The organism is Oligoflexus sp., assembly GCF_035638955.1.
Classification (GTDB): Bacteria; Bdellovibrionota_B; Oligoflexia; order Oligoflexales; family Oligoflexaceae; genus Oligoflexus.
Window position 1 is genome coordinate 1 of record NZ_DASQYZ010000009.1, and the last position, 24,103, is coordinate 24,103.

The 24,103-nt window shown below is 53.0% G+C and carries 17 protein-coding genes; 8 read left to right on the forward strand and 9 right to left on the reverse strand.

Going from position 1 to position 24,103, the window contains the following annotated elements; translation table 11 throughout:
* The first annotated feature begins 396 nt into the window (after window positions 1–396).
* From VE954_RS00540 to VE954_RS00555, 4 genes are all read left to right on the forward strand, one after another.
* Entirely contained in the window at window positions 397–1,797 is a 1,401-nt protein-coding gene (locus VE954_RS00540) for a HAMP domain-containing sensor histidine kinase (protein WP_324948537.1), read from the forward strand.
* 89 nt (window positions 1,798–1,886) lie between these two features.
* Entirely contained in the window at window positions 1,887–2,819 is a 933-nt protein-coding gene (locus tag VE954_RS00545; protein ID WP_324948539.1) for a sterol desaturase family protein, read from the forward strand.
* Entirely contained in the window at window positions 2,776–3,465 is a 690-nt protein-coding gene (locus tag VE954_RS00550; RefSeq protein ID WP_324948541.1) for a response regulator transcription factor, read from the forward strand. Before VE954_RS00545 ends, VE954_RS00550 begins: the two co-directional genes overlap by 44 nt.
* Before the next feature lie 212 nt (window positions 3,466–3,677).
* Entirely contained in the window at window positions 3,678–4,463 is a 786-nt protein-coding gene (locus VE954_RS00555) for a PA14 domain-containing protein (RefSeq protein WP_324948543.1), read from the forward strand.
* Between the two features lie 76 nt (window positions 4,464–4,539).
* Here the strand turns inward: VE954_RS00555 and VE954_RS00560 are convergent, their stop codons facing one another.
* The gene (locus tag VE954_RS00560) at window positions 4,540–4,911 is read right to left on the reverse strand and encodes a response regulator (protein WP_324948545.1); all 372 of its coding nucleotides are present in this window, start codon (window positions 4,909–4,911) and stop codon (window positions 4,540–4,542) included.
* A gap of 159 nt (window positions 4,912–5,070) precedes the next feature.
* A complete protein-coding gene (locus VE954_RS00565) occupies window positions 5,071–7,725 on the reverse strand; it encodes a hypothetical protein (protein WP_324948547.1) in 2,655 nt (884 codons plus the stop codon).
* 89 nt (window positions 7,726–7,814) lie between these two features.
* Here VE954_RS00565 and VE954_RS00570 point away from each other — a divergent pair, with 89 nt between their 5' ends.
* Window positions 7,815–9,416 carry a DUF2079 domain-containing protein gene (locus VE954_RS00570; protein WP_324948549.1) on the forward strand — a complete coding sequence of 534 codons (1,602 nt, stop codon included), beginning with the start codon at window positions 7,815–7,817 and terminating at the stop codon, window positions 9,414–9,416.
* Here VE954_RS00570 and VE954_RS00575 read toward each other — a convergent pair.
* The 5 genes from VE954_RS00575 to VE954_RS00595 are packed head-to-tail and all read right to left on the reverse strand — an operon-like array spanning window position 9,410 to window position 16,758.
* A complete protein-coding gene (locus tag VE954_RS00575; RefSeq protein ID WP_324948551.1) occupies window positions 9,410–11,317 on the reverse strand; it encodes a chemotaxis protein CheB in 1,908 nt (635 codons plus the stop codon). The genes VE954_RS00570 and VE954_RS00575 overlap by 7 nt on opposite strands.
* Window positions 11,314–11,793: a chemotaxis protein CheW gene (locus VE954_RS00580; RefSeq protein ID WP_324948553.1), complete on the reverse strand. Its 480-nt coding sequence runs from the start codon at window positions 11,791–11,793 to the stop codon at window positions 11,314–11,316. The genes VE954_RS00575 and VE954_RS00580 overlap by 4 nt, the downstream gene beginning before the upstream one ends.
* Complete coding sequence (locus VE954_RS00585) at window positions 11,790–13,973, reverse strand: methyl-accepting chemotaxis protein (protein WP_324948554.1); 2,184 nt, start codon at window positions 13,971–13,973, stop codon at window positions 11,790–11,792. The genes VE954_RS00580 and VE954_RS00585 overlap by 4 nt, the downstream gene beginning before the upstream one ends.
* Window positions 13,970–16,318, reverse strand: coding sequence for a chemotaxis protein CheW (locus VE954_RS00590; protein ID WP_324948557.1), 2,349 nt, complete (start codon window positions 16,316–16,318; stop codon window positions 13,970–13,972). Before VE954_RS00590 ends, VE954_RS00585 begins: the two co-directional genes overlap by 4 nt.
* An 11-nt stretch (window positions 16,319–16,329) precedes the next feature.
* Window positions 16,330–16,758 carry a response regulator gene (locus tag VE954_RS00595; protein WP_324948559.1) on the reverse strand — a complete coding sequence of 143 codons (429 nt, stop codon included), beginning with the start codon at window positions 16,756–16,758 and terminating at the stop codon, window positions 16,330–16,332.
* 168 nt (window positions 16,759–16,926) lie between these two features.
* Between VE954_RS00595 and VE954_RS00600 the strand changes: the two genes are divergently transcribed.
* From VE954_RS00600 to VE954_RS00610, 3 genes are all read left to right on the forward strand, one after another.
* Window positions 16,927–18,615, forward strand: coding sequence for a dipeptidyl-peptidase 3 family protein (locus VE954_RS00600; protein WP_324948561.1), 1,689 nt, complete (start codon window positions 16,927–16,929; stop codon window positions 18,613–18,615).
* 253 nt (window positions 18,616–18,868) lie between these two features.
* Window positions 18,869–19,777, forward strand: coding sequence for an ABC transporter substrate-binding protein (locus VE954_RS00605; RefSeq protein ID WP_324948563.1), 909 nt, complete (start codon window positions 18,869–18,871; stop codon window positions 19,775–19,777).
* Window positions 19,774–21,996: an ATP-binding protein gene (locus tag VE954_RS00610; protein ID WP_324948565.1), complete on the forward strand. Its 2,223-nt coding sequence runs from the start codon at window positions 19,774–19,776 to the stop codon at window positions 21,994–21,996. The genes VE954_RS00605 and VE954_RS00610 overlap by 4 nt, the downstream gene beginning before the upstream one ends.
* Window positions 21,997–22,014: 18 nt before the next feature.
* On the opposite strand, the gene VE954_RS00615 is transcribed toward VE954_RS00610, so the two are convergent.
* Window positions 22,015–22,230, reverse strand: coding sequence for a hypothetical protein (locus VE954_RS00615; RefSeq protein ID WP_324948567.1), 216 nt, complete (start codon window positions 22,228–22,230; stop codon window positions 22,015–22,017).
* A gap of 48 nt (window positions 22,231–22,278) precedes the next feature.
* A complete protein-coding gene (locus VE954_RS00620; protein WP_324948569.1) occupies window positions 22,279–23,097 on the reverse strand; it encodes a reverse transcriptase domain-containing protein in 819 nt (272 codons plus the stop codon).
* Between the last annotated feature and the right edge of the window lie 1,006 nt (window positions 23,098–24,103).

The following is a 24,103-nucleotide window of genomic DNA, read 5'->3' on the forward strand; positions in this document are numbered from 1 at the left end:
TCCTTCTGACTTCAAAGAGAGCCACGTTATAGAGATTTTTCGAACAGATGCACATATCCGTAAGCACTCTTGATTCGAGCGGGGCCAGGTGCTTGAGCTCTGTCCTTAGGGTTCGCATCGGCGTTCCAATCCATGGATTCACAAGTGCCTGGAGGTTAAAACCATACTAATTTACGGTCAACAAAAAACTTTCGAATCAATCTCCGATAATGGGAGATAGCTCAAGCTCAATGCCTCCCGGAGCTAAAGCACCGGGTATCCTTGATCTGAGGGGTGATGAAAACCCCTTGCGAAGACTCAATGAACCCGTTCTGCTATCGGCTATGACCCCGGTTTTGAGTAGGAAAAAAATTGACCAACTCCAACCCGTGGAAGATTTGTCACAAAGGGCTGCCTATGCAACGATTGCCTTTGGCCTTTTTTGCCCTTTTGGGAGGGGCCTCCTTATTTGGTCTGGGTATGGCCTGGCTCATAAATCTGGCCTTATTCGGTCGCCCCCATGCCGCCCTCCTGCAGCTCATTGCAGAAACGGCAGCTGCAGGGATCGACTGTCACAACCCCCAGCAGTCCCCTCTTTTTCAAAATCCTTCCGACCAGGGAACTCTGGCCGGAAGTCTGCATTATGTGCTGCTCGATGCCGAGCGACATCCCCTGGGTCACCGCGGACATATTCCCCAGGATCAGGAGGCTGCCTGGCAAGCTGCCCGAAATGATAGCTGGCGCGCCGACAACCCATGGCGCGCGGATAGCATTTGGGTTCAAGTGACGCCTGTCTGTGGGCGAAATTGGTCGCTCTGGGGATGGGATCCACACAATGAAACCTATCGGCGCCTTCTCCTGCCGCGACAGATTATTCTCGTCGTTTCCTGCAGCAGCTCGATCATTCTCGTTGTGCTGCTGGCCTTTCTCTTCATGCGACGCAAAGGGTACGAAGCACGCCAGGTCCTCGCGAAAATCCGAACCGGAGCGCTCGGCAGTCGGCTGGCCCAGAATTTTTGGGTACCGCGTCTGCAGCTGATTGACGAATTCAATCGCATGGCAGCTGCGGTGGAAGATTCGTTTGCGCGTCTGCAGCAGATAGAGGAAAGGCGGGCAAGCCTCCTCAGCGAATTGGCCCATGACGTGCGAACGCCGCTGGCGAGTTTAAGGGCTGCCGCCGAAACGCTGAGTGAATTTCACGACAGCATATCGGAACAGCAGAGGCTGGCCCTGCACCAAACCTTGATGCTGGATGTCGTCTATTTTCAAAGCCTGATTGATGATCTTCTGATCCTGGCGCAGATTGATCGACTCGACACCCTCGCCCCCCAGCAAAGCAGCCGTATCAGCGGAATTCTATCGGCCCTTTGGCAGAGGCTGGTGGACCAGTCTCCCCAGCTGGACACGAATCTGGAATGGCCCGAGCGCTCCCCTGCTGATATTCTTGTGCTCGGTGATGAAACTTTGGTGAGGCGCCTGCTGCAAAACACCTTGGATAATGCTTTTCATTACGCTCACAGTTTTGTGCGATGCCGGGTTCAGTTTCATGGGGATCGACTCCGTCTCGAGATCAGCAATGATGCTGCGCCATTGAGCGAAGATGAGCTGCAGAACTGGGGGCACAAGCGTCGCCAACGCATCATTACGGAAAAAGCCGGCCTGCCCCATACAAGCCTCGGTCTTGGCTCATCCATTATCGTGGGTGTGAGTCGTCATTTGGGAGGTCATGCCCAGATCAAACAGATTCATACGAAATCCGACATATGGGCGCAAATTATTGTTTTTATTGATCTTCCCACGATTAATGCCGGACCTTGAATTTCCACAGTCTCACCACATTTTGCGCCGATACTAGGAAAGGTCGGGGACCTCTTGGGGGAGTCGACTCAATTTAGAGGGGTCAATGCATGGTACCAAAGGCCGTTATCTTTTATGCAATGCCGTTTTTCATGTTTCTGATCGTCTGGGAAATTTATCGCTTTCGTAAGAATCAACGCAACTTTCCCTGGATGGAGGCTTTGGTTTCCTTACTCATGGCCGCCGCCTATACCGTCATCAATACCCGTTCAACTCCCATCATTGCCAGCGCCAATGAATGGTTTTATAGCCTGCGGCTCTTCGATATTCCGGCCAACACGATCTGGGGCCTCGGCCTCCTTTTTCTCGGCGAGGAACTGGCTTACTATTGGCTGCACCGCTGCGCTCACGAAATTCGTTGGCTTTGGGCCTCGCATAACGTGCATCACTCACCCGAGACCATGACCCTGTCCGGCGCCTATCGTTTGAGCATCACCGGTCCGCTCTCAGGTCTCTTTCTCTTTTTTGTGCCGCTCTTTATCCTGGGCTTTTCCCCCGTGGCCGTAGCCGGGATGTTCGGATTCAATCTGGTTTATCAGTTTTGGCTGCACACCGAATGGATTCCCAAACTGGGATGGTTCGAATATATCTTCAACACGCCCAGCCATCACCGGGTGCATCACGCCACGGATGCCGCTTACATCGATCGTAACTACGGTGGCGTTCTGATTATTTTCGATCGCCTCTTCGGGACTTTCGCCGAGGAAAAGGCGTCCATCCCCTTGAACTATGGCTTGATCGGTAAAAAACCGACGCTCAATCCGCTTACGCTCTTTTTTCAAGAATGGGCAGCCCTGTTCCGCGACGTCGTTCAGGCTAGAAACTGGCATGATCGGTTTTATCTGGCTTTTGGGCGACCGGGATGGCAGCCTAAGCCGGAAAAGGTCACGGCCCCCATCCCCTTGATTCCGGTGCGTGGCACGATGGAACAGGAAACCCATGAATCGCGTACTACTCGTGGAAGACGACAAAAGACTGGGTGACAGCGTAAAGTCAAACCTGGAGCTGCGTGGCTATGCCGTCACACTTTGCCGGACGGCGGCCGGTGCCCGCGAAACCTTGCTTCGGGAAAATTTTGCGGCGGGCGTTCTGGATATTGAACTGCCGGACGGCGATGGCATTGCACTGTGTGAAGCCATGCGTCTGCGCGATGCTGAACTCCCCATTTTAATCATAACCGCTCGATCGGACGAGAACACGGCGTTGGCCAGTCTGGGGGCTGGAGCGGATGATCACATCCGCAAGCCTTTTGGTTTAAGGGAGCTGGCTCTGCGGCTGGAGAAACTCATTCAAAAACGCAGCCGCCTGACGCCAGTCCTTAGGCTTGGTGTTTTACGTCTCGATCTTGATGAAAAAAAAGCTCACGTGCAAAACCAGGATCTGGGACTGAGTCGCAAGGAGTTTTGGCTTCTGCGTATATTTGTCGAGAACGCCGGTCGGCTTTTGACCCGGGTGCAATTGGTCAATGCCATGGAGGGTGAGGAGATCCTGCAGGACCGGACCATCGACTCTCACATTTCGCATCTGCGAAAGAAAATGCAACAGGCACATTGTGATGAAGTTTCCATTACTTCCGTCTATGGCGAAGGCTATCGACTGGTGCAAAAACGTTCCTGCCCTCAAGTATGAAAAAATGAATACTGGCCGCTTTGTATTAATTCCTCCTTTTGAAATCTTGAGCCCCCAAGGCAAAACCCCTGTTTTTTAAACGTAATCACCAAGCCTTTCCTCCGCGAAATTTTTTTCTCAGAATCAGGTTTTGAGGCGCCGAAAAATGGTTATAAGTATTCAGCCGGGGCATCACCTTTCAGGATGCACTCAGTGTTTAGAGGAGACCAACCATGCACAAGGTTTATTCCCGTTTCTGTCTGGCGCTTGGGCTTTCGCTCCTGTTGACAGCCTGCGGTGATCCCGCTCAATTCAATGAAATCACCTTTGGCGAAGCCATTCCCGTGGATCAAAATCCAGAAATGAGCACCCTTCCTGATATCAAGCAGGATAAGGACATACAGACAACCACTCCAGGATATGCTGGCGAGGAAAGCCCAACGGCTGAACAGGAGCCTGCGGCCGAAGTGGTCGAAACCGAAGACCCTGCTCAATCCGAAAGTCCAACGCCGGCGTCTGAAGCGAAGCTCTTCGCCGATTGTGAAGACAGCCCAGATAAAGGTATCGTCGCGGAACTGTTTGAATTGCCGGCAAACACGAGTCGACTGCCTGACTTCCAAACCCTTTCATCGCTTCGCACGGTTTGCCTGTCGCAACTGAATATACAGGATCGCCAATTTTCCGAGGGCTTTCCAGGCGTCGAAAACCTCTTTGAATGGTTTGCGCTGGATATGAAGTTCAATGTGAACGTCCCAAGAAATGGGATTTATGAATTCAGCCTTGTGTCAGATGATGGCGCCATTCTATGGATCGATAACGCACAAATCATCAACAACGATGGTCTGCACGAAGTGACCGAAAAGAAGGCTAGGATCTATCTTGAAGCGGGTTCGCACGCCTTCCGTGTGGCGTACTATCAAGGTCCACGCTGGAGGATTGCTCTGGAACTCTTCTGGAAAATTCCTGGCGCCAGCACCCGTACCTATATTCCAGCCAATGCGATCAGCCGCGCCGAATAAAAAACCTCCCTTGGGGAAAGGGAGGTTGTGGTGAGGGACCGAACCTCACTGTCGAGGTTCGATGGACCAGCTCATTCTAGGAGGAGTAGCTGGCCAGAGCCTGTTTGAGCACCCGATAACAGCCTTCATCCTTGTGGACAAAGGCCGAAATGTACGTTGGCAGTTCAAGTCCTCCTTCGCGGATCAAGTGCGAGGAGCTGATGAGAACCACAGTTTTCTCAGCATAGAAGGCGGGAACGTAAGCGGCCACTTCCAAGCCACTCATGTGATTCATGTGCTGGTCAACGATGATGATGTCATAGTCGGCCATGCCACTAATAAAACCGATTCTGTCCACCGATTCCACAAAATCCAAATTCAGATTCAAATTATCCGCAGTCTGGCCCATAATGCGGCCAAAAACGGGATCATCATCAATCAGCAGAAGACTTGGCCTATGGTGTTGCACGGGGCACCTCCTTCAAAACCTACCTCTTTACCTTCGTCGGTAAGGGGTCTGGCATTGAATGGAGGCCTCAGAGTGGGATTCTTTCCCTGGCGGCAGAGCTTTCCCTAAATCAAAGGCCACAGTTGCAGCCCAAGCGCACTTTCTTACTCTTTGGTATTTTTACAGCTGCCCACCAAAGTCAAAAAGCAGACCTGGTTTGGTATCAACCTTGTCATCGATTTTGCGATAAAGGACGGCCAGCAGGGAAAATTCCAGAAACGTAATGGGCTGTTTGCCTACGACATCGCCCCCTATGGGCAGCACCAGTCCCGCGCCGGATGATAGGACTCGATGATCCGGCTCCATCAAGCGGCCGCCATCGGCGAAGACCTTGAACAGCGAGCGCCGCGGCAGGACCAGAAAGTTCGCAGGCAAGGGCAAACGCAGGGGTGTTGAGACATCCGTTGACCAGGTCTGGAGGCGACCAGCCACCGGCAGACGCGGATGATCCAATCGCAGCCGTGATTCTTCCACATCCTGGGCTTGAAACAAACCACCGGGAGGGACGTCACCTTCACGTTTGGACACGCCAGTGAAGACCTGTCCCTGCCACTTCCATCCTGGAATCTCACAACCGGCATGCACTACGCCTACGCTGCGTTGATAGTTAAAATCACCATTCGGTACCCAGCTGGTGATCGCATGATCGGCAAGGAGTTTCCAGCCGCAGGTTCGCCGCTTTTCCCCAGTCAGCACAACGCCCAGGCTCGAGGCCAGATGGCTGTCATCATGGTTGCCCAGGGTTTGTTTCAGACGCTGCCTCGTGTACACGTCGAGCCAGGACCACCCTTTGAACAAGGGTCGTCGCGATAAGGTAAAACTGGTTTCCCGCTCTCCAGGAAACGTCCTGTCATCATCCTGCGAAACGCGCAGATGGAGTTTGAGAGAATGCTCGGGTCGACTCGTATCCCACTGCAAGCGAAAACCGGTTTTACCGGTCGCCGGATGGTAAACCATAAGTCCCGTAAGGCCCGTGCCCACATAACGGAAGAGTTGCCAGCCCAGCTGCAGGGACAATTCATTGCCAGGAAGTTTTTGCACAAAAGGCACCCACACAATCGTGTAAGCATCATCGGCCAGTGTTCGCGCTGTGCCTGGAAAAAAATTCAGATCGGTCCACTGCGTGCTGTTGTTATAGCGGTTGCTGTCAAACACACTGCGATCCGGATCAATATTGACCCAATCCACCTGACGATAGGGCACCGGAAACACCACAGGACTTTCCGTATCCTTCGGCTGCACATGACGAACGATACGCCGTCCATCCTTGGTCTTCAGCACGACGTCCACAGGAATGGCGAGGTCGTTGGTAAAGTTCACGCGAACCGCGGTTGATTTTCCATCGGCTGTCGCGTTCACATCATTCAGCCTGGCATCCGGCCACACATCGCTCTGCCAGTAGTTTAATAGAATAGGCGCCAGGCTTTCTGGGAACTTCGACCGCAGGAGATTCAGCACATGCTCGGGCGCCAAAGGTCGTTGGCTGGCCTGGTCCACAAGCTCACGAAGAAAGCGGGAGAATTCCTTGCGCCCCATTTCCTTAAGCAGAACCCTGAGGGCCTGACTGCCTCGCACAAAAGCATAGGGGGGACGCTGCAGCATGTCCGGCAGGGATTTTTGATTTTCATCGACCAGCGCATTGTGCGACTGCAGAAGACTGAGCGTGGCCGCGAGGATATCCTGGGTCTGTGTGAAGTTCAGCAGAAACCAGGCTTCACTCTCGTCATCGGAGGCAAACAGATTCCCATACTGCTCGGAATCCATCAAAAACAAAAGTCCGAGACTTTCGGAAAGACTCTGCGTCAACCACACATCCTGCAAGCGACCCACGCGCACGTGATAACCAAACCACTGCTCAGCCAGAACTTTATTCAGCTGCCAGATTTTCCAGTTGAGCATATCCTCCTGCAGTGTGCGCATGAGGGCCTGCTGCGGCCGGTTGATCAGCACCAGACCGGCTACGCTGATGGGTTCATACTCTTCGCTTTCAATCAGCAGAAGATCCTCGGTTGGCCAGCGACCGATGACGCGATAGTGTTCGCGCAAAATGGTTTTGACCGGCCTTTGCTGACGTAAAAATTGATCCGTTTGAGCCAGGAACCGCAAACGTAATCCATCGATTTCCGTTTCATGCACCTGGCCACTGTGATACAGAACGACATAAAAATCCCGACCGCGATACTGGACCGAAACGTCCGTACCATGACCCGGATTCAACTGCGACCAGCCCTCAGGAATCTGCAGCGTGACATCGAAGCGCGCGTCGGTGGGCAATTCCGGAAATTCATCAGGCCCAAGCTCGGGACAGTTGGGTAAAACCCGTGGATAAAAATCGCTCAGAATGCGGGGCCGATCCGGTCGATCCTTCCAGCCCGGTATGCGCAGCGTGTAGCCCAATTTCAAAAGACCCTTGTGTTCAATCGAAGGCAGACGCCAGTACCCGGGGCGTACCTCTTCAAATTGTTCCGGAAGCTCCCACTCCAAGGCGGCATCGACCCGTGAGGCCTGATCACGAACAGAATGACCGGTCAAGGAATGCAATTCTGCGGCACGACGAAACACGGGATCTTCCAGAGGAATATAAAGACAGGAGCCGGCTTTTAATTCCGAGTCTTCAATCTGCATCCGAATGCGAGCGTCGCTTTCGTAGCGCAAGTCCGAACTCTGCACCGTCATGTGAATGCGATAGGACGCAGCAGAGCTTTCCAAGGCCAGCACAGGACTGGCATTGATATAAAGACAAAAAAGGATGAGAAGGCGAGTCCATTTCATCACGTTGGGATGTCTCTCTGGAGGCTTAAAGTTGAGCTTCCATTGTACCCCTTTCCTCGTTAGGATGGGAGCCATAACCACAGGAGACCTGCATGGACAGGCGTCCCAGCCAGACGCGGGCGAGTGACATTCTCGATCGTTTTCTCATGATCCAATGCCTGCTTTTCTTGTTGCCTTTATTGAGTGCCTATCTGCACCCGATGTTGCTCGGCAATGTGCGCAATTCGCAGATCCTCGTCGTGTTGATTTTTTTAGGAATCGCCATCCAAAAGCGCTTGCCGCTTGACGATTGGCTCGCTTGGCGCTGCAGCCCCAAGCTATGGAATGCATTGGCTCTGGCCAGTCTTCTATCGTTTTTAGCAACTGGTGTGACGCACTATCTGGGCCTTCGTTTGAACGGCGAAGATTTTAGTATTTTTGATTGGATGCTGTTCAATACCAATCATCGCGAATTTATGACCAGCCCAATCTGCAATATGGCCGGGCCTCTGGATGTCTGTCATCACTTTGCCATCCATCCGACTTATATTATGATTCCACTCTCGTTTCTGCATCGCATTTTTCAACAGCCCCTCTTTCTGATCGCCGTCCACAGTCTTGCGCTTTGGGCTGCCATCATACCTTTGCGAGCTCTGGCTCGACGCTTTCTACGGCACGATGTGCTGACGGTTGGCGTATTGCTGGCTTATCTTGGCAATGGTTACGTGGGTTCGATTCTGAATCACGGCTTTCACGTGGAAGTCTTTTTTGTGCCCTTCGGTTTGTGCCTGATGCTCGCCCTCGTGGAACGGCAAAAATCCTGGTGGATATGGCTTGCGCTGTTTCTGGCCGTTAAAGAGGACGGGGCGTTTTATATGATAGCCCTGGGACTGACGCGCCTCGTTTTGCAGGCACGCGATCGACGATCCTTTATTCTTGTTGGGGTCAGCACCCTGGTGCTGGTGCTTAACCTGAGCGTGGTTCAACCTTATTTCCTGCGCGTCACGGGCGCCGAAGTGCCTTCGTATCTGCGCTTTTGGGGCCATCTCGGTTCCAGCAAAAGCGAAATTATCCTTCATATCATCCAGCAGCCTGTGGCCACGCTCACCATGGTCCTGCAGTCCCACTGGTATATTTTGTTTGGCAGTCTTTTCTTTATTCCTCTTCTCAGTCCTTTTGCCTTGGCGGCCATGGCACCGGCTCTCCTGATCTATGGATTATCCAATATTTCGCATATGCGCGAATATGCGACTTACTATGCCGCGCCGCTGATTCCTTTTCTTTTTTATGGGCTCGTTGAGGGTGGGCAACGTCTTTTACAAAGACCCTGGCGCACGGCACCGGTCCTGATTCTGTTCGCCTGTCTGGTCTTTGCCCTGACCGGTGGGGGTTATCAGAAATTTCCACCGATTGCCTTCGAAGCCTTGCGTGATTTGCACGAGGCTCGCACCTTTCTATGGACCCAATCGCGTCCGCTCATCTGTGCCCAAACCCTGCTTTATCCGCATCTGCCTTATGAATGGCGCATTCAGCCGTTGTCCCCGGAATGCATGCAGGAGCCTGATGCCTTGACGATTTTTCTGAGCAACCGACGCTATGATTCGTATCCGCTCGGTGCTCGCGAATTTTCTGCAATGAGGCAGCAGATCCCTGGATTGGAACTGGTGAGGACCTATCCTTCGGGCTTGGAAATCTATCGGCAGAAGGCCTATTGAGCCCGTTGCCTAGGCTGTGAGGCCAGCGCCAAGGCTTGATTGATTTGAATGCGAAGTTGCTCAGGCGTGCCGGAAAAGTTGGAAGCCCCGAGAGCCATGGCTTCACCCGGCATCCCATAGACCACACAACTCGCTTCATCCTGGGTCAAGGTCATGGCGCCCGCATTTTTTAGCTGCAGGAGGCCCCTGGCTCCATCCTTGCCCATACCGGTCAGCAAAACGGCCATAAAATGTTCCGGATTCTTAAGGTGCAGCGCGGACTGAAAGAGAAAGTCAACCGCAGGGCGCACACTGTGCTGGGGCGGAGCTGTGCTCAGATCCAGCTGCATGATGCCACCGCGCATTTTTAAACCGATATGATAATCATCCCAGGCCATATAAAGATGATCCAAAAGAATTTCCTGGCCGGCGCTCGGCTGACCTAACTTAAGGCCGGAAACCTGCGCCAGGCGTTCCGCAAATGATTTGGCAAAAGAGTTGGCGATATGCTGCACCACCAAAACGGGAGGACAGGGGCGCGGCATATCCTTGAGCAGGCGCAGAAGAGCCTCGGTTCCTCCTGTACTGGCGCCCACCAGAATTAAACTGGGCGGACGCAGGACCAAGCGACCGGTGATGTCACGCGATCCACTCAAACGGGTTGGTTGCCCCTGAGCCTTCTGCAGAAGAGCCAGCAGCTGCACGGCAACCGCATCAGGCATACCCATGATGCGTCTTTTATCGATAAATTCCTGAGCGCCATGTTCGAGAGCACCCAGCGCAAACTCAGCTTCAGTTCCCGAGCTGCTGCCAATCACCACGACCGAGGCCAACGCCCCTTTGCGCCTTTGCTCCTCGACCCAATGATTATGATCCTTGGTCGTCAGAGATAGATCGATAACGGCCTGATCGAATTTAATCTGACGGACGAGGCTGGAGGCTTCCCGCAGACTTGTTACGCTATGAACGTCACAGCCCTTGTTTTCCAGGGCGCGACGCAAAGCCATCTTGGCAATTGGAGAATCATCGATGACCAGAATTTTGGGATTCGGCCTGCCTGTCGTTCCTGTTTTCGGTGCACTGCTTTCGTCCAGTTTCGGCAGCAGATAGGTCGCACTCCCGAGACTCTTGACGCCAAACTTTCTGGCATCGATACCTTCACTGTGGCCTAGAAAAAGTGTGCCCTGCGGAACCAGCAGTCGCAGAAGGTTATAGACGATTTTATCAACCTGTTCCGGTTTGAAATAAATCAGGACATTGCGGCAAAAAACCACATGAAAGCGCCGGTCCTGAACGAGGGGCGTGCCTTCCAGGGAATGCTTATGAAACTGACAACGCTGGCGAATGTTTTTACTGACCGTAAAGAGGTGCTGCGTGTGATCACGGCCAAGCCGCAGATGGCGATGGTGATCCTTGGGGATCTGATCCAACGCAACCCGATCATAGACGGCAAGGCGGGCTTTTTCCACGCTCACAGGATCGATATCCCAGCCGTCGATGGCATAATCAAAATGCGGAAAGAGCTCACGCAGCGGCTCCAAAATCAAAGCCATGGTGTAGGCTTCTTCGCCGCTTGAGCAGGCGGCTGAGAGCACACGAAATACAGACCGGGCCGACGCGTCGCGGGTTTGCTCGGCATACTGTTTCCCGATCTCACGCAGACGTTCAAAATGCGGTGCTTCGCGGAACCAGCTGGTTGTATGAATGGTCAGGGCCGACAGCAGCTCAGCGAATTCCTGATCCGAACTGTGGGCCAGGGCCAGATACTCACGCATATCCTCGAGCCCATGGCGGCGCATGCGGCGCAGAAGATTCACGTAGCAAGTTTCCAGTCGAGCCGTGGACTCCGGACGCGATCCCGTGAGCCTGAAACACAGCTCTGCAATGAGGGATCGGTCTTTGGGTTCCAGGCTTGGACTCATGCGATATTTGACTCCTTGGGGCCGTCATGCATAAGCTCAATCAGCGAGACAACCGGCAGGATGCGTTCTTCATAGAGGACAACCCCGGTATAAGCTTCCTCGGGAACATTGCTGGGCACAGCATGCTCGGACCGAATCTCCGCAGGGTCCACGGTAATGGCAGACTCGACAGCGCTCACCAGGGCCCCGAGCGAAGCCCCGTCCTCTTCAAAAATAAGCAGCACACCAGCGTCGGCCGTTACGCTCGAGGCCATTCCAAAGCGCAGGCCCAAATCAATCACGCCGATGATCTGACCGCGAAGATTGGCCAGCCCCAAAAAATAGGAATGATCATTCGGCACATAACAATAAGGCAAGGGATCCACGATTTCCTTGATCGACAGCAGAGGTGAGGCAAAGGATTCATCGCCAATGCGGTAAACGATGTAACGAGCCTGCTCCAAATCCGTAGAGGTGGAAGGCGACTCGCCGCTCATACCGCCTCCTTGAAGGAATCATCATCTCCGGAAACACTCGGGCTGTTGCTTCCACCTGCAGGGTGTTCCAAACTTTGACCTTTACGGGCGAGACTGTCGATCAGGCTGGCATCGTCACCGGCTTCGCTGGTTTTTTTACGCAGAATTTTGACCTGATCCGAACGCCTATGCAAAGTGTCGAGACTGGCGACAGGGGTTCTCTCCAGGTATTCGTCCACACGCTTGCGCGCGCTCTCGTCCATCGCCTTCTGACCGAACACCAGTTGCGAGACCGAGCGGGCAATCACCGCGAGTTTATGACTTTGACCGGCCAACTGATCGGAAAGTGTTGCAGCCAAATGCGCCGCTTTATTATTCGATTGCGTCGTCTGGTCCATCTGAATCATGGCCTTCGATATCTGCTCGATACCCAGCTGCTGCTCGCGCGCGGCCTCCGTGACACTTTCGACCTGAGTCGAAATCATGGAAATATCCTTGGCGATCTCACTGAAAATCTGCTGCGCCTGCTCGGTCACAGACTTCCCTTCCGTCACGCGCTCCAGAGTGGTCTTTAAAATATGCGCGACCTGCTTCTGGCTGTCTTCAATCAACTCGCGGATGCTTTTGGCCGCATTGCCGCTGGTCTGAGCGAGGTTGCCGACTTCCTCAGCCACCACAGCAAACCCTCGTCCATGCTGACCGGCGCGGGCGGCTTCAATGGAGGCGTTGAAGGAAAGAAGCTGGGTCTTGCCCACGATCTCATTGATGACATTGGTCTTGGTCGAAATTTCATTGATGATATTGGATATATTCTGCAGCTGCGAATTGGCCTCGTGAATGGATTCCATGGACATGACAAGGCGCTCCATCACGGTGCAGCCTTCATCCGCCCTTTGCGTGACCTTGTGCGCGAGTTCCTGGGACATCTGCGCCTGGCTGGAACTGCGAGCAATCATGCTGGCAATTTCCGACATCGAGGCCCCTGTCTCCTGAATGGCCGCGGCCTGTTCGGTGGAACCGGATGAAACCATGGATGACGCCGACGCCAGCTGCGCGCTGGAGGCATTGGCCCCTTCCGCTTCCGTTTCGAGCTTGTCCACGGCTTGGGTAAACGACCGGCTGAGTTTATGGACGGTGAAAAGAGCCAGCAAAGCTGGAGGAAGCCAGGCGAGAATGGCTAGAACAAGCGCCCAAAAACGCTCCCATTCATGACGATTCATCCGAATTTCCAACAGCTTTTCCAGCTCTTCGGCGGACTTGATCCACAGGATATAGGATTGATCCAAGGCTTCGGTTGCGCTGCTGATAAGGACCGGCTGCAACGCTTGGCCACTTTCGCCTGGCTTTTGATCCACCAGACGATCGAGCTGATGAATCAGCTTTTCCATGGAGTTCACGAATTCTTTCTGCTTGATCGGCAGTTCACGCTGCAGGGACGGGAGTTGCCCGTAAAATTTCTTGTCTTCATTGATGGACGTTTGGATATCACCACTGATCCGGCTCGTTGTGTCCTTCAGCTGAAAGGCAAAGGTCGACAACTGGAGTGAGACATTCTTGTCGGTCCCGGTTTGATCCCAGGTCTGGTTTTGCAGAAAGTTCATGGTTTGCTGGATGTGGGTGAAAGCCTTGGGCAGGGCCAGCAATGTAATATCCATGATGTAGTAGCTATCCAGATCCGGATCCAGGATGAGATTGGAACTATCGCCCACGTGAGTGACCGCATTCATCACGTCATCGAGCAGCTGATCGTGCCGTTCAAACAGTTCTTCCTGGTTCGCCTGCTTGAGCTTATCCACGAGGGTCTGCCAGTTGGTTTTGAGAATCTTGGGACTGGAATTGATGCGCTTGCGGGCCCCCAGGTCCTGATCGGTGAATCCCAGGTCCTGACCAAGACGGGATTCGACTTCGTCAAGATTGCCAAAATCGCTATCGATTTGATTGCGCATGCTTTCCAGACGTTCCTTGCTGCCCGGTTCGCCTTTCAAATAAGCGCGCGTCAGGGTCTTATGCTGACCGATATGCAGGAGAAGGTTGGTGAGCGGTCGCTGAAACTCCAGCCCCATTTTTTCCTTGGCGCTGAATTCAAGCTGCGCATTTTTTTCTTTCACCAGAAAGAAGACCAGAACCGCGCATGGCAGGAGATAAGCGAGGTTGGCCAGCATCAGTTTCTGTGAAAAAGACCATCTCGATGCGATTGTCATGACACCTCCAAAAGATTCCCGCTCGACCGGGATGGATGTGATTGCGTGCGAAGATTCTCTTCCCACAGCCGGACCGTCTGCAAAAGATCCAACATGGGGATAGGCCGGCCGTTATGCATGCCGGCTCCCAGATATCCGTAAAGTCGGGGGACTATATCCTGATGCTTATCCAGAATAGGACTTTCCATGGCCTGCAGGTTCACCACTGCGCACACGCGCTTGACCCGCACGGCAAAGGACGTCGTACCGTCGTCCAAAACAATATCCGTCGCGCCTTCCGCGGCATCTACAGATAAATCCAGGAGAATACCTGGATCATAAACGGCCAGCAGTATACCCCGAATCTGAATGCAGCCCAGAATATGCGGTGCGCCTCCCACCATGCGTTCACAGGGAAGATCACGCAGGATTTCCTTGACCGTAAGCAAGGGAACAGCAAACTCCAAACCGTGCGTTTCAAAAATGAGAAAGCGGCTCTCGATGGCCAGAAGACTGTCATCTTCCGTGCGCTCCACGACCTGGCGTTCCTCGGCGGCATGAGTGCGCGAGCGATTCACACGATCAAAGTGTCGGGAAACCAGGGCTGGAAGATTCAAGATCACGCAGGGATCGCCATCGCCCAGAATGGTGCCGCCGGTGTATCCAGGAATATGCGCAATCAGATGCGGCAGACGCCTGACGGTAACGGGTTGCTGACCCAGGATGCTATCGACTTCAAAGGCCAGGGATTCCGCTCCACCGCGAATGATCAGAGTCGGACGCATGGTCGCCGTGGAGGGATCATCATGCAATGTCGCGGTATTGGCGGCAGGCAAATGGCCGCGCAGGCACTCCACGGGGATGAGCCGCTCGCGAAGGGTCAAGAGGCGGCCAAAACCCGCCACCGATTTTATTTTGGACTGCCTTGCATTGATGATCTCAGCCACATCCTGCACGGGTATCGCATAGCGGCTGCCATCGATGGCAATAATCAAAGCATCGATAATCGACAGAGTGGCCGGCAATGAAATGGCGAAAGTGGTGCCGAGATTCGATTGGCTGGAGACGTGAATAAAACCGCCAATGGTTTCCACTGAATTTTTGACAACATCCATGCCCACACCACGGCCGGAAATGTCCGTGACTTTTTCGGCCGTCGACAGACCGGCATGAAAAATCAAACGATGGATATCCTGAGGGGCAAGGTTCGCATCGGGACGGACGATACCGCGTTCCAAGGCTTTTTTAAGGATTTTCTCAGTATTCAGGCCGCGCCCGTCATCCGAGACGGTAATCATAACGCCACTGGTTTCCTGCACGGCTTCAATCCGCAGGGTGGCCGTTTCCTTTTTGTTGTTCGCCAGACGTTCGGCGGGGGTCTCTATACCATGATCAATGGCATTGCGGATGACATGGTTCATCGCATCGGCGATCCGCTCAATCACGGTCCGATCCACTTCCACATAGTCACCCCGAATCAGAACCTCGATCTTTTTTTCCTGGGATCGGGCCAGGTCTCGACCCGTGCGTTCCAGCCGCTGAAAGAGGCTTTGCAGAGGCTGAAGACGTAGGGAAAGCGCGAGACCTTGAAGGTCCTTGGCAATTTTTTGAATCAGCTGCACGGCATTATCACAGCTTTTACTTTGCAAAAGTCCATTCAAACGACCATGCCAAACAATAGCCTGCTGGGTCGAAAGCTCACCGACCAATTGAATCAATTGATCCAGCTTGGCTGCGGCCACCCGCAGGCTTTCCTGCGATTTGGGGCCCGTAGGCGTGGATGCCGGGGCCTGTGTATGGGTTGCCGTCATTGGCACTGCAGCTGCAGACTCTGCCGGTGCGGAAGGTATCGCTGCTGGCGCCTGCAATGACTTTAAAAGAAGTTCAGCACCCGTCAGCACGGGTACCTGCACCAGGTCGTCGGTTGGTGTTTCGACCTCGGGAGTCGGTGCTGTGTCGACGGCTGGTTCAGATGGTTTGGCTCCCATGATCTGAGCCAAAGATTGAAAAATAATCTGGACTTCAGGCGTCGGTTGCTGCGCCTGACCTTTTTTCAACTGATCGATCCAGGCACTCAGGATGGAGTGCGTGCCCAAAAAAACCTTAAGGATGGCCGGACTGCTTTCGATCTGACCGTTCAGCACTTTGGAGATCAGATCTTCAACCTTATGCACGAGTTCATTGAACTCGGTCAGGCCCACAGCACCACTGCCACTCTTTAAATTGTGCGCCGCCCGATAAAGCTCCTCGCGAGCCTCGCGGGAATTATCGCGCTCCAAATCCAGACACGCTTTTTCCCAGACGGCCAAGGCATCCAGGGCTTCGTCCAGGAAAAAATTTAAAAATTCGCTGAATGCTTCTGCCATGGTGTTTCGCTTTAAGAAGCTTTGGCTTTAGGTTTGGGTTTGTAAAGCTTGTCATAGGTCTGGGTCAGTCTTTGCTTCATCTGATCCACGGTAAACGGCTTAATGATATAGTTGTCGACACCGGCCTGCACAGCTTCGATGATGTGATCCTTTTCCGCTTCGGCCGTCAGCATAATGAAGGGAAGTTTTTTACCCCACTCCTCGGCCCGCACTTTTTTGAGCAGTTCAATGCCCTTCATTTTCGGCATGTTCCAGTCGCTGATGACCATTTGATAAGGTTCCTGCGTCTGGGCGGCTTCGGCCAAGGCAGCGAAGGCATGGGTCCCGTCACTGGCCTCGGTCATTTTTTTGAATTCCAATGTATTCAAAGCCTGACGCACCATTTGCCGGAACATATTCATGTCATCGACGATCAAGATTTTTGTATCCCTGGCAAACATGCTAGCAACCTCCCCATAATCCTAAAAATTGGCTTGGTTTAAGTTTAACAGCTTGAAACAGGGGTGGACATGGCCCTCGCCCGGCATATTTTCCCCAGCTGCCTTAATTTCTGGTATCCACTCTTGAAATCGCTTGGTAAAACCTCTCTTTGAAGGAGGTAAGCCAAGATGAAATTGGGTTTGAAAATAAGTTTAGGTCTTCTCGCTCTGAGTCTCCAGGCGCCTGTCCAGGCGGCATCGTCATCGATGCCCAATCTGCAGGAATTGAAAAAAATGGAGGCGGCCTTTGCACCGGTGCCTTTGAATGTTGATTTGAAAGGTTTGCCGGAATCCGAAAAAAAGGCCCTGGCCTCCATCATCCAGGCCGCTCAAATCATGGACGGCCTCTATTTGCGTCAGGTCTGGGCTGGCAATGAGGCCCTGCTTTTGGATCTCCTTAAGGACCAAAGCGAGTTGGGGCGGGCCAGAGTTCGCATGTTTGCCCTTTATAAAGGGCCATGGATCCGGCTTGAACACAATCGACCCTTTCTGCCTGCGGCGCCTGACAAGCCCAGGGAAGCCAATTTTTATCCGGCCGGCACCAGCAAACAGGATATCGAAACCTGGATGAATGGCCTGAGCCCTGCTGACAAGGAACAGGCCCAGGGTTTTTTCACAGTCATTCGACGTGATGCCCAGGGTAAAATGGTCAGCGTTGGCTATCATGTGGAGTATCAAAAGGAATTGGCCCTGGCGGCTGAGCATCTTTTGAAAGCAGCGGCGGCCACCACGCAGCCCACGCTCAAGGAATTTCTTACGACACGTGCCAAGGCCTTCCAGACCAACGATTACTATGACAGTGAAGTGGCCTGGATGAAGCTTGATGCCAGCGTGGAGCCCACCATCGGGCCCTATGAAGTCTATGAAGACGAATGGTTCAATGCCAAAGCCGCTTTTGAAGCGTTTGTCACGATCCGTGACGACGCCGAAACAGCCAAGCTGACCAAATATGAAAAAGAACTCCAGGAATTGGAAAACAAGCTGCCCATTGCCCCCAAATACCGCAATCCTAAACTCGGGGCCCTGGCTCCTATCAAGGTTGTCAATTCCATCTACAGCTCAGGGGATGCCAGCCACGGCGTGCAGACGGCCGCTTTCAACCTGCCCAACGATGTGCGGGTATCCAAGGCCATGGGCACCAAGCGTACGATGCTCAAAAACGTCCAGGAGGCGAAGTTTCAAAAAATTCTGACGCCCATTGCCAAAACTGTGCTGTCGGCGCAGGATCAGAAATCGGTGACCTTCGAAGCCTTCTTCACCCATATCCTCATGCATGAGGTCATGCACGGCTTGGGACCTCACAACGTGCATGAATCGAAGGACAACACCTCCGTGCGCACAGCCCTGCAGGATGCCTATTCTGCCATCGAGGAAGCCAAAGCTGATATTTCCGGACTATGGGCCATGCAGCAGCTCATCGATAAAGGCGTGATGGATAAGAAGTTCGAATCCTCGATGTACATCACTTTTCTTGCGTCGGCGTTTCGCTCCATCCGCTTCGGCTTGAATGAAGCTCACGGCAAAGGCATAGCCCTGCAACTGAACACTCTGCTCGATGCTGGCGCCTTCACGGTCGACAAAAAAGGAATTTTTGCTGTGAATAACAGCCGCATCAAGGAAGCCGTCACCAAGCTGACCGGCGACCTCATGGAGCTGCAGGCTCAGGGTGATTACAAAAAAGCCCAGGATTTGCTGCAGCGGCTTGGGGTCATCCGACCCGAAGTCAAAGCCGCCCTGGAGCGCTTGCAAGGAACTCCCGTGGATATCGCTCCGCATTTTGTCACAGCTGAACAGCTTATTAATCAGTTTGGTAGCTAAGAAACCCAACGCGGGCGGGCCCAGCCGGGTCCGCTTGAGGCAACGCCTCGTTGATTCAAATCGACATCAGTATTTCTCTTAGTAGATCCTTTCGCAAAAAGAACATATCAATATGGCAAGCAACACGTTCATATGTGGAATTGGGGGCCGCTGAATTTTTTTGCACAGGTTCTTGCATCGACGATTAGGGGTCTTGCTGGCTTTGATTGCAGCCGCCACCCTCTTAGTTTATATGGTTCGCCAAACGAGGTGGTTGGCAACTTCACCCCGGCCGATCCTGCGTTTTGCTTATGATCAATTTCCCGGCTCCCTACCGGTTCTGTTGGCTGAAAAGCTTGGCTATCTTCGAGATGGCAGGTGTGCCGTCGAACTGGTTTTGGACAATGAGCATATGCAGACCAACAGCCGTTTCGCGGCTGGCTTTTACAGCGGTATGGCCACAACTCTGGGCTCGGCCGTGGCCATCAGTGCTGTCGTTCCTCAACAGCGCATCGTTTATATCAAGGATGATTCCCGTGGGGCCGACATGCTTCTGGGTCAGAATTCCATTGCCACGCTGCATGAACTTCGTGGAAAAAAAATTGGTGTCCTTGTGGGCGATTTCGGTGAGTATTGGCTCGATTCCTTGCTGTCGAAGGTTGATTTGGATATCTCCGATGTGGAAGTCGTTCCCGTCAATGGCAACGCTGTTCCTCAACTCCTTGCCGAACAGAAGATTGATGCCGGCCATACCTGGATGCCCTATGCGGAACAGGGTATAGCTCGTGGTCAAAAAATTTTGGCGGATACCATCCAGGATGAATTTGTTATTGTCGATGTAGTTGTCTTCCGAAAAGAGGCCATTGCTCATTATCGACCCTGTATCAAGGAATTCCTAAGAGCATGGTCGCGCGCTGTTGATTTCTGGCGAGCTCATCCCTCGGAAGCCACAGCAATTTTGGGACGAGCCCTCGGTCAGGATTCAGGGAGCTTTTCAGTGGACGGCATTCAACTCTTCAATAGCAGAGAAAACCTCAAAATCCTGACCTCGGACAAAGTCAGCAGCGCGGTCAAATCTTACGCTTATTATTTTCAAAAGCGTGGCATGACGATTCCCCAAAATGTGGAGGATGAGCTCCTGGATCCCACGTTGATCCAGGAACTTGATGAGGCTGAGCCATGACTGTCAAGTCGAGAAGCCTGGTCTATCGCTTGACCGCAGCTATCACCGTGGTTCTTCTGGTTTGCATTGCCGCGATAAGTTACCTTTGTTTTCAAGTCGCAGCAGAATCCATGGAAGGGGCCGCCGTCCGCAACCTTCGCCAGATGGCAGCCATGACAGCCTCTGATCTCGACAAGTGGATTGTCGCTCAGGAAGGCGCTCTGAAAGCGTCGACGAGCCTCGCAACTTATCTGGGTGCCGATGGGAAAGAGCGCCAGGTGCTGGAACCGATCGTTCGAAACAGTTTGAAAGCCATCCTGCGCTCATCACCTGTTTTTGTTGCGGATGTTGCGCTCCTCGATGCCGACTTCAAAGTGACTATGCCACACAAGGAGGGGCTGGGGGTTGTAGAACGAGAGGAAGCCGCATTGCGCCGACCTGAAGGCTCAGGAAGGCATCTGATGAATCTGGTTTTCTCAGCCAATCAGAATCCCAATCTCTTTGACTTGTATCGGCCCATCTTTACCGATGAGGCGCTGCTTGGTTTTTTGCTCGTCAGCTATCGCAAAACTGTCATCGATCATATGCTTATGCGTAGCGCTCTGCACGTGGAAAAGACGTCCCCTCTGCAGGCTCTCCTGGTCGACGATAAGAACCAAATCATCCGGCACCTCTCACTGGACGGCAGTGGTCTGGTCGCCGAGCAGGACTGCGGTCGTGCCTGCACCTACCCACCCTGGTCAGCGATGGAAATGAGTGAAATGTTGGAAGTATCGGAGTCCCTGCCCTTTTCCAAGTGGCAGGTTCATTTCACCCAGCCACGGCAGGTCGTGGTGTCTTCACTCCATCGAAAAATCAAACCATGGTTTCTCGCTGTTCTGCTCTTCACGGCTGCCATACTCTATCTCAGCCACCTGGCAGTCAAGCGCACCATTCGGCCCTTGAATGGTTTAACCGCTCGAGTTCAACATACTTTGGACGACGGGCATGCTCTCAACGCAGCGGACAAAAAAGACGAAGTCGAGACGCTGGCTCAAGCGTTTGACGACCTTTCGGAACGCCTCGACCGCACCTTGCAGGAATTGCGGTTGGCGCGGGATCATGCGGAATCGGCAAATCGTATCAAGAGCGAGTTCCTGGCTCATATGAGCCACGAAATCCGTACTCCCTTGACGGCCATTGTCGGTTTTTCAGAACTCATGAAGGAGGCCAACCCGTCGGGTCAGATCATTGAACGCAACGCCCGTCACCTGCTGGCTCTGGTCAATGACATTCTCGACTTTTCCAAAATCGAGGCGCAGGAGCTGCATCTGCAGGCTGAAATATTTGAACCTGTGGCCATGGCTCTTGAAGTATTGGAAAGTCTGCAGGCCAAAGCCGGTGGCAAGCATGTCTCCCTCTCGCTTAATGTCGAAGGCGTCCCGGCACCATTGAGTATCCGGGCTGACCCCGTACGTTTCAAACAGGTGCTGATCAACCTGATCGACAACGGCATCAAATATACCGAACAGGGTCAGGTCCAGGCCAGCCTCACCCTTGCCCCTCGCAGCGATACGCAAGGACAGTTGACCTGCGTGATTACGGATACTGGCATTGGCATGTCTGAACATGAAATTCATAAACTCTTTCTGCCTTTTTCCCAGCTGGATGGGCGTTCCAATAAAACACCGGGGACGGGCCTGGGCCTGGCCATCTGCCGACGCCTCGCGCAACTCATGGACGGCGACATCACCTGCGAATCCAAGCTTGGAGCCGGCAGCCGTTTCATCTGGAGCATGCAGGTCAGCTTTTCCTGCGAAAGGTCCTTGCCCGCCGTCCCGGTTCCGACGCCCCTGGGCACATCGCCTCATGGCAAGGCCAACATCCTGGTTGCCGAAGATGCGTTGGATAGTCAGGAGCTTTTACGCTGGGTCCTGGAGCGAGCCGGCGCCACGGTCACGATCGTGGGTAACGGCCGGGAAGCGATTGAACAGGCCATTGTTCATGAAACCCATGATGCTTTCGATTTGGTCCTGATGGATATTGGGATGCCGATCATCAATGGCTACGAGGCTACAGCCGAATTGCGCAGGCGCGGTTATAAGCGCCCTATTCTCGCCCTCACGGCCCATGCGACCTCTGTGGATCGCGATCGTTGTTCCACTGCAGGATGCAACGACTATCTGACCAAACCCATTGACCGACTCACGCTGCTCCGCAAAATCAACAGTTACATGCCGGATTTTCGTGCGCTCTCCTAGGCAGAAATGTGCTGGGTCTCAGCGGGCATTTTCCATTGCGTTTTTGCGGTCCTCTCTCCGGCCAGAGAAAAAGCTCGGATCTAAACCGAGGTGACGAGGATCACGGATCCAATCGGTAAGGAATACGCGCGGAGGATGTGGCTTGCCAAACTGTAATTCCAGAATCCCTTCCACTGCCCACGAATAATCATCTATCAACTTTACATCGACAAAAGACTGGAACATGGGGCTCATCACGGTTTTCCTTCAATGTCACCGCGCCCCCTGGGATAATAAAGATCCTCACACCTTATGAAGAAATCGCTGCCGGATTTTCTTACGATGTGCCCTCGCTTGTGTGGGTAGGACGTTTGCAAATTTCGCCGCCTCCTCCGGGAAGGTAAACACAAAAGCCATATCGTCCGCATATCGTATCATTTCGCACGTTCGACTTCTAAAGTGATTTGCTTTTAACTCTGCGACCCACTCATCGAGCACATAATGAAGATAAATATTGGCGAGTATCGGCGAGGCGATGGAGCCTTGCGGGACACCGATCGTCTGTGGTTTTATCTCTCCGCTGCTGAGTTGCAGAGGGGTTCGGATCAGAACTCCTATCAATGCCAGTAGCCTTGGGTCGGAAATCCTGCGTCTGATGAGCCCCAGTAGCTGCTCGTGGGGTACGGTGTTGAAGAATTTGGAAAGGTCAATTTCAAAGACTGCTCCTCTTCTTGTTATAAACATGGCTTGATTTAAGGCTTTCAACGCATCGTGCGTATTGCGCCCAGGTCTATACCCGTAAGAACAGTCGAGGAAGATCGGCTCGTAGATCTGCTCAAGAAGACGACTAACTGCCAGCTGTACAATCTTATCCTCGAAACAGGATATTGCCAGCGGGCGGGAGCTTCCGTCCTCCTTGGGAATTTCCACCAGCCTTGCGGGTCTCGGTTTGTATGTCCCACTCTTAAGGCTGATCAATAGTTCGGTAGCATTTGCGGTCAGGTCACCTTCATAAATTTCCTTCGTTATGCCATCTGTCCCGATTGCCCGATTCCCATCGAGTCGTCGGAAGCAGTCGAGAAGGTACGGGAGATCGATTACGTGTCCAAGATTATTGAACACAGTACTCCTGCTCTTTCTCGATAATTCACCTATGCGGGCAAGCTTTGTTGACCATGTTTTCCCATCGTTGCTGTGTATGGACACTGTTTTCCGCCTTTCCGCTCCAAAGATTCTGCCGACCCTTTGCTCCTCATTTGTTAGATGATTCCTCGCTCATATGGTCGACTCCGACTGCCTGCTGGCATCGGTTGCGCCTTGCGTTCTTCACACTTGTGTGCTCCCTACTGACTTCCCTGTCAGACCAGATTCAGGCTCTCCCGTCTTCACTGCACGTGTCATTGCAAAGTCGCCAGCATCTTTGACCCCGGTGAGTAGCCCCCACGGCACGATCGCCATTGGCCGAAGGGGCTTGTTGTTTACTGCTACTTACAACGCATCAACACTCACAAATTCTGAGGTTTCGAGGCTCAATCTGTTCAACCTTTCGGTTTCCGGCTCCAATTGCTTCTCTGTCTACGCTTTACAGGCTTTGTTCTGTGTGATATTTGTTTGGGTATTCCCAAACCAAATTCTTTATACATCCGCTGCCTGTACAAGACTCGATACCGTGTGGATTGGCTAATCCTTCACGTGAAGGACTTGCACCCTCTGGACACGTGCGCCTGACGGCGCACGTAAGCGCTTCAGCAATCTACGGTTAGACTCCATTCCTGGCTCTTTGTTCCTACCTCCATCACCCGCAGCTGGTGATCTAAAAACAGTCGAAATTTCTGCATAAACCGTATCCAGAGCCGTGCAATAATCAGAGAGGCAGCTTGGCTTTTTGATCATCGACAAACGTCGGCATAAGTAGCATAAAAGATAGTTTCGCCAAACCCCTTGCCCTTAAAGCCTTAGAAAGCCAAACGGCGGAAGTTTTCCAGAACCTTACCATCCCCTGCTGCCCGGTCAGAATTCAGGGTAGTTACTTACCAACGGATGCCTTCAAGCAGGGTAAACGCATGGCCGCTTCTTGGGGGATCGTATTCCGATTCCGGACGTGTATCCGAGCTGCGATGTTCACCGG